5 protein-coding genes are annotated in these 6,616 nt (G+C 40.4%); 2 read left to right on the top strand and 3 right to left on the bottom strand.

Annotated elements, in window-relative coordinates:
• Positions 1 to 499: GNAT family N-acetyltransferase (locus tag ACTHJT_RS07190; protein WP_440237323.1), on the bottom strand; the 499-nt coding region annotated here is incomplete at its 3' end.
• 153 nt (positions 500 to 652) lie between these two features.
• Positions 653 to 898, bottom strand: coding sequence for a hypothetical protein (locus ACTHJT_RS07185; RefSeq protein ID WP_440237322.1), 246 nt, complete (start codon positions 896 to 898; stop codon positions 653 to 655).
• A gap of 239 nt (positions 899 to 1,137) precedes the next feature.
• Here ACTHJT_RS07185 and ACTHJT_RS07180 point away from each other — a divergent pair, with 239 nt between their 5' ends.
• Positions 1,138 to 1,494 carry a hypothetical protein gene (locus ACTHJT_RS07180; RefSeq protein ID WP_440237321.1) on the top strand — a complete coding sequence of 119 codons (357 nt, stop codon included), beginning with the start codon at positions 1,138 to 1,140 and terminating at the stop codon, positions 1,492 to 1,494.
• Positions 1,495 to 1,693: 199 nt separating this feature from the next.
• Here ACTHJT_RS07180 and ACTHJT_RS07175 read toward each other — a convergent pair whose 3' ends face one another.
• Complete coding sequence (locus ACTHJT_RS07175) at positions 1,694 to 5,530, bottom strand: hypothetical protein (protein WP_440237320.1); 3,837 nt, start codon at positions 5,528 to 5,530, stop codon at positions 1,694 to 1,696.
• 377 nt (positions 5,531 to 5,907) lie between these two features.
• Here ACTHJT_RS07175 and ACTHJT_RS07170 point away from each other — a divergent pair, with 377 nt between their 5' ends.
• The gene (locus ACTHJT_RS07170; protein WP_440237319.1) at positions 5,908 to 6,459 is read left to right on the top strand and encodes a thioredoxin family protein; all 552 of its coding nucleotides are present in this window, start codon (positions 5,908 to 5,910) and stop codon (positions 6,457 to 6,459) included.
• Positions 6,460 to 6,616: the final 157 nt, after the last annotated feature.

Below are 6,616 nucleotides of genomic sequence, written 5' to 3'. Positions count from 1 at the left end.
CAGATGTTTCCAGATAAATATTCAGGTGCTTCTTTGAATAATGCTCTGCTAACTCATTCAGTAATTTGCTGCCATATCCTTTACCCTGTTCTTTGGGGTGTACACCCAAAAATAACAGATGCGCATATTTCTCATCTGCATGGTTGTTATAAATGTCTTCTTCTCTTTTTAAAATCTGCAGTATTTTTTTGATACTACTGCAGTAGAATAAAAATTTGATGTCCAGCTCAACACTTTTTAACGTAGTTCTTTTCTGGTGAGGAAATAAAACAAGTGCGCAAGCCATATTATTGTTTGATACATATACTTCACCAAAGAGCATGCACATATCAAAAGCGTATTCCATTAATGATTTGATTTGTTGCTGGCGTTTTGCCCCGCCTTTGATCACATATTCTACACTTTTATTTGAGTCGAAAGATTTAGACAGTATTTCAACTGCTAATTTTCTATGGGAATAAGTAGCTTCGATCATAACAAATAAAATTTGGTAACACATATAAAAATATTCAATGTTCATCTTTTCGACAAGACTGGCTTAATAACATATGTGGATTTTAACAAGAGTTAATCCGTATTTTGAATTATGTGCTATATTTAACGGAGGTGGTGGTCTTCCGACGATGTTCTAAATCTGTTGCAGGATAACAATCTATACCGGCCAGTAATCCCAATGTTCCGGACTAACAGATTCTGAAGGTTTGTTTTTAGTTTTTTCGGTGTAGTTGGTTCCGCCGCGATGGATGGAAAGCTTCAGCCCCGGCGTGGCAGCAATATGTCTTTCAAAAGTATGTAAAGCTTTCAGCGCATCTGCGGGAATGGCTGCAAGAGATGGAGCTTCAACAACGATGGTGAGTTTTTGTCCGCCGTGGTGGGGCGACGGGTTCTGGTCTTTCATAACTCTAGCGTTTAAACGGTAATGATTTTATAATTTACGTTTTAAAGCAGCTGCTGTTATCAGGATAAATACTTAGGTAATTATGAATTATGAATTATGAATTATGAATTATGAATTATGAATTATGAATTATGAATTTCCATTACGGACTAAGCATATTTGTTTAACCCGCGGGTTTTAGCCTTGGGAATTCCTCATACTTTTTGTATACTCACTAAAACGATCACTATTCATTAGCCATGAAAAATAACATTACCCTGAGTATTCAGCATAACAATGCCAGACGTTTTGAATATTTTTTAAAAAGCATCAACGTAAATCTTACTCCTGCACCGTTTGAATGGCGGAGCTGGAAACGGTCAGATCTTATACAAGATGCCTGTCGCTTTGTTTCCGCAGATCCATCTGCCCCATTAACCATCAGCCTTATCTTTTGTGATTCGTATCATGATGCCAATGCAGTAGGGACAGCCAACGGACTTTCTTCCGTGCCCATGGCAAAATGGAGTGTGAATGGAGATGTACTCTATCTGATAGAATCAAAAAATGCGGATCAGTTGAGTGCGATCCTGAGCACATTTGCCGGCGAAGAATGATGATAATTATGATCCGCCGCGGCGAAATGGATTATAAATTATGAATTGTCATTCGTCATGGGCGAATATAATTCCGAAGAGCAGATTTGTTCCAACCGATGCCATCGCCCAAAGCGATGGCATCGATGCTTATAGCTGAGCTACCTGGTAATGGGTTGGCCTGTCATTGCCGGTACAAGTATTTGCTTGCGCCGGCTGTTTAAAGAGGATCTTCCTCCGTCTTCACCTTTTCTGCAACAGTATTTTGCGGCAGATGATATTTGGTCTTCGCTTTTTTATAATGTCTGATTGATTTGGAGTTGCTCTTTAGTCCGGTGGCGCTAAATACACCTTGTAGCGTAGCTTTCAGCCAGTAGTTGAAAATTTGTTTTTCAGAATTGCGTTCAAAAAATATTACTGAGCTTTTGGTATTATTCTTCCTGATCACATTGTTGGCAATCGTATTCTCCAGCATCAGGCCCAGGTTGGTTTGTGAGCTGTCGCCTTTATGCAGCAGTTGTATGGCCAGGTCTGAATAAATAAAATTCATTTGTCCGATAGCTGCATATTTATTGCCTTCCCAGGCGGCAGTGAGTTTATTCGAATAACCATCGTCAATCAATATATGTGCCAGCGGAACGGTGATTGGATTCAGGCTTTTAAATTTCCCCGGAATAATAAAACTGGAAACATGGAAGTAGGAAAGCGAATCGGAATACGATTCCGTGTAACTGAATTTTTTTACAGTTACATCTGCAATGCGTGCATTGGCTACTAACCGCAGGCTGTCGTGGTCCTGGCTGGTATTTGAAACCGTTGTGATGAGTGCATTGATGTGCTCAATCGGGATCACCACTTCTTCGGTTGATTTGGGTTCAATCTGCTGAACAAGAACTTTGCTGTCTGTTATTTGTATAGAATCAATCAGTACCGGCCATGGTATAGATTGAATGACCTTTGTAGGCATGGCTTTCAATTTTCCTTTTTTACGTGGCAGATTTTTATCGCGCGTGGAACTTAAGGTAAACTGGTCTAATATGATTTTTCGCACATGAATCAATGAATCGTTGTCACTGTTGTGCAGGCGCAGCCCCCTGAGTTCCATGCTTGCTCCGGTGAGGGTGAGGTAATCAAATTGTTCGGAAGCCTGCTGCATGGCTTCTTCACGGCTGGCGGTCGGCATATAGTTGATGTTATGCAGTGCAAGTTTTTTACTGTTGGTTTGCCAGTTGAGCTTGTTGATTGAAAAAGTGAATTCAGGATTTGCAAATGTAACCGCACCTTCCTGTATGTTCGTATGATATAACAGAGATTGCCATTTCAATGGGTTGTTTGTAGTATAACTGAAATCGGGATTAGAAAAGTCGCCGGAAATATTTTTTACCTGCAATACCGAGTTTGATTTCATGAATGGTTTATCAAATGCAGCATCTTTCCAGCGAACGGTAAGGTCGGAGTGAAAGGTAATATTTTTTTTTGTATCTGCCGTCAATGATCCATACTTTGAGTCAAGATGCATGGAAGCCAGACTGCAGGGCAGGAGGTTTCCTGTTGCCAGAAGATCTTTCAGCGTAAGATTCAATTCCTCATATTGAATATTGTTTTCAGAAGCAGTCAATCCTGTCAGCTTCAGGTCTATGCGCGCAAATGCAGACATTATGCTACCTGCTGTTTCTTCCTGGTATTGAACAGAAGCGTTGGAGATCCGGACTATTTCTGCGTGGATGTCCATCGGAATCTGTAACGTGGCTATGTGTTTGCCGGGCCCTGTTGTTGTTTTACGATAAGAAAATAATGGGTTTTCCAACTCAATTTTTTTAATAGCCAGGGCAGAAAAATCGGTTGAATAAATCTTTCCCGAGATTCTGGTTAGCGGTACATGAATGTTTAATTCGTTGCCGTTGGTTTTTTTATACCAGCGCAGATTTTTAATAACCGTTTCTCCGCGTGTCGCCATCTGCAGGTAGTTAATGGCAGCCCGCGAATGTTGTGTACTGAATAGTACGTTTTCAAAAAATCCGTTTCCGTTTTCCCAGATTAAAAATTGATCTTTCGAACGGATGGAATCAAACGATATATTACGGCCGTTGAGCGCAAAGGTATCCTGTCCGATAACCGTGTGAAGCTTAAGGTCTGTAACGTTCAGTTTTCCTACCCGCAGGTCGGGCAGGTCTTTGGCTGCATCATTTTCATTTTTGTTGCGGGGTTTGTGATTTAATTGAACATTCAGTTTAGATGCCCTGAAATCGGAAATCTGTATACGTTTGTATTTTTGGAAAAGATCCCAGTCAAAAATTCCCCAATATAATTTCCATGCTTCGAGCTGCAGGTTGTTACTTTGTGTAGACATGCGCACATGGTCCGCATAGTTTTTTCTGTTGATGCCATCAAAATAAAAATTCTCTACCTGCAGATGTAGGTTGTCGGATTCGACTGTAAGTTGTGCTATTTCTATAGCGGGCATGGAATGTTTAATCTCAATCAGTGAATCGCTGTTGACAAAATGTATCGGCAAAACCAGGGCATTGATACCTTGCATGTACACGCGTGTGTTGTGCCGGTCGGGGTTTTGTATCTTAACAGTGCCATCATAGATCTGCAACGTTTCAATGCCTACCAGCTCTCTGAATTCGTGCAGGGAAGAGTAAAAACGATCAATGCCGGCAATAGCAGTATCGGCCCGCTTTACCGAATTTTTTGTGGTACGGATCAGTATACATGGACTTAATAATTCCGCTTTATCAGCTTTAAGTCTTTTTTGGATGAGTGAAATGAAATCAATATTGACCAGCCTGAATTCGGGCGCGGAAAAAGAAATACTCTTGCCTTGTGTTACCGGAGCTACCGGCCCGAAGGAGGAGTTTTTTAATACCAGGTCATTATTCACGATCATCAATTCGCTGGCAATAATTTTAAACGTACTGTCGGGTGTATTGAATTCAATATTTTTTAAGCCGAATAAAATACTGTCTGTTTTAAAATACGGACTTCGGTTCTGCTGCAGAGAAAGGTTATAGACCTTCAGGTCGCTTTTCTGGGAGAAGGTGTTCGGGTCGTGTTGCGGTTTGTTATTTTTTAAGATCAACTGTCCGTCTTCAATATTGATGTAATTGAAATGAACAGATTGGAACAGGCCCGGAAGTAATTTTGAAAGGTCTTTTTTAGCAGTATCTTTTTCTATGGATTCTTTCGTAATGGTATCTGCACCTACAATAAACACAGGCTTGATGCAGAGCAGTGTATCAATGGACAGCGTGTTGTTTTCGTAAAGGGAAGAAAATTCAAGATCATTGAAAAAGAATTTTTCGGTAAGCAATGTGGTTTCTGTTCTTTCCTCTGTGCCTGCTGCATGAATGATGCAGGAATCGAGTTCAAAATATTGGTTCTTACCGGAAAAGTTCAGGCTCTTAAAACGAATAGAATGAATGCCATCAGGCATTTCCCATAACTGGTTTTCAATATTGACGCGGATATCTTCAGAATAGAACAGGTGTCCCTTTTTATTTTTCCCTGATAAATTCTTTATCGAAAAATTAATACCGGTACTGGTAAGTACTTTTTCAGAATGAATGCTTTTGTATTCAAAGGCTCCGTTCTGTACAGAAAAGGATCTTACCTCTAAGAAGTTGAGAACTTTTTCAATCGTGGAAAATACATCACCCACCTGAATGTTCTTTTTATTTGTGGCAGGGGAGCGTTCGTATATTTTAATTCTGGAATCAATGAAATGTACGCTGTCAATGCAGACTTTATTCTGCATCAGCAGGTTGCCCCAGGAATCAATGCTTAAGAACATCCGCGGAAGTTCTATGGTATAATGTGTTTTTTCTTTTGTACTGTCAACACTGATAATCTGTGCATGCTCAACGATGAAACTTTTGTTCCAGAAAGAAACTTCAATTTTTGAAGCGTTGAGACGATATGCATTGTCTGATTCTCTTTCTACCAGCAGCTGCAGAATATGTTTTACCTGGTGGGTAACGGTGTAATGGATAATTACTCCCAAAAGAACCGGTATGGCCAGAAAAATCAGTATCCTTTTGAAACGAGCTTTCATCTAATCAATTAATAATTTTAAATATACATTGAATATACAAAGTTTAATCAGGAGTTATAATTCGCCGCGGCGAAATGAATTATGAATTTGTCACAGAAGTTGACAATAAAGAACCTGTTTTAAAGATTTAGCATAAGGCGAGGTGTTTGCTTTTTGTTTACACCCGGTATTTACTAAACCCTCCAAGGGGTTTAAACCCTTTCACTGGCGCCAGTCTTTTGACCGGTGCCCTGATACGATAGGCACAAGCCAATACTTGCGCTAACTCTCACCGTGGTCTGTGACGCATAGGCCATGTACCTTAACAAGCTCCGGCTCACTATGGAACTCCTTCACTTATATTTTGGTTATTATACCACACAATAAATTCCTTCCCCATGAATTTTAAGTCTTATTTACAATATTTCGAAGCTATCCTCGATGATCCTAACCCCTCTGCTCCATACGATAATCCTGATTACTTCAATTATACAAAATTGAATTGGTCAAGAATGAACCGCTGGCTGAAGCACGGTGTTTTGTCGCCGGAAATCAAAAAAGTTATAGCGGATATACAGGCTCCCCAGGAATGGATTATCATTACTGAGCCTTGGTGTGGCGATGCGGCACACATTGTTCCGTTTCTGCATATGATTACCCTGCTGAATCCATTGATCAAAGTAGATTATGAACTGCGCGATTCCGAACCTTTCCGGATCAATAGTTATTTAACCAACGGAGGAAAATCCATTCCCAAACTGATCGTACGCAACGAAGCCGGCAAAGACCTCGTTACATGGGGACCGCGGCCTGCAAGCTGCCAGAAAATTTATGATAAGCTGAAAGAAGAAAAAGCCGATTTTGAAACAATGAAAATTGAACTGCAGAAATGGTACAATAAAGACGAAGGTAAAGAAACGTTGAAGGAACTAAGTGCGCTGCTTAAATGATAAATTAGGACCCGTGGCGGAATGGATAATAATTTTCTCCCTGCACCTGCTGATACGTCTATCGTAGCAGCGATGCAATCTTTCATACACTGCAGGCGGGAAGGGGAGCCGTATGAACCTGTGATACATATTACATGATCCTTCAAACATCGTGATG

Origin of the sequence: Cytophaga sp. (assembly GCF_051961495.1) — a bacterium.
In the GTDB taxonomy this organism is placed as follows: domain Bacteria; phylum Bacteroidota; class Bacteroidia; order Cytophagales; family Cytophagaceae; genus Cytophaga.
Note: the sequence above shows the minus strand (reverse complement) of the source record. Positions and strands in the feature narration are given on the sequence as shown.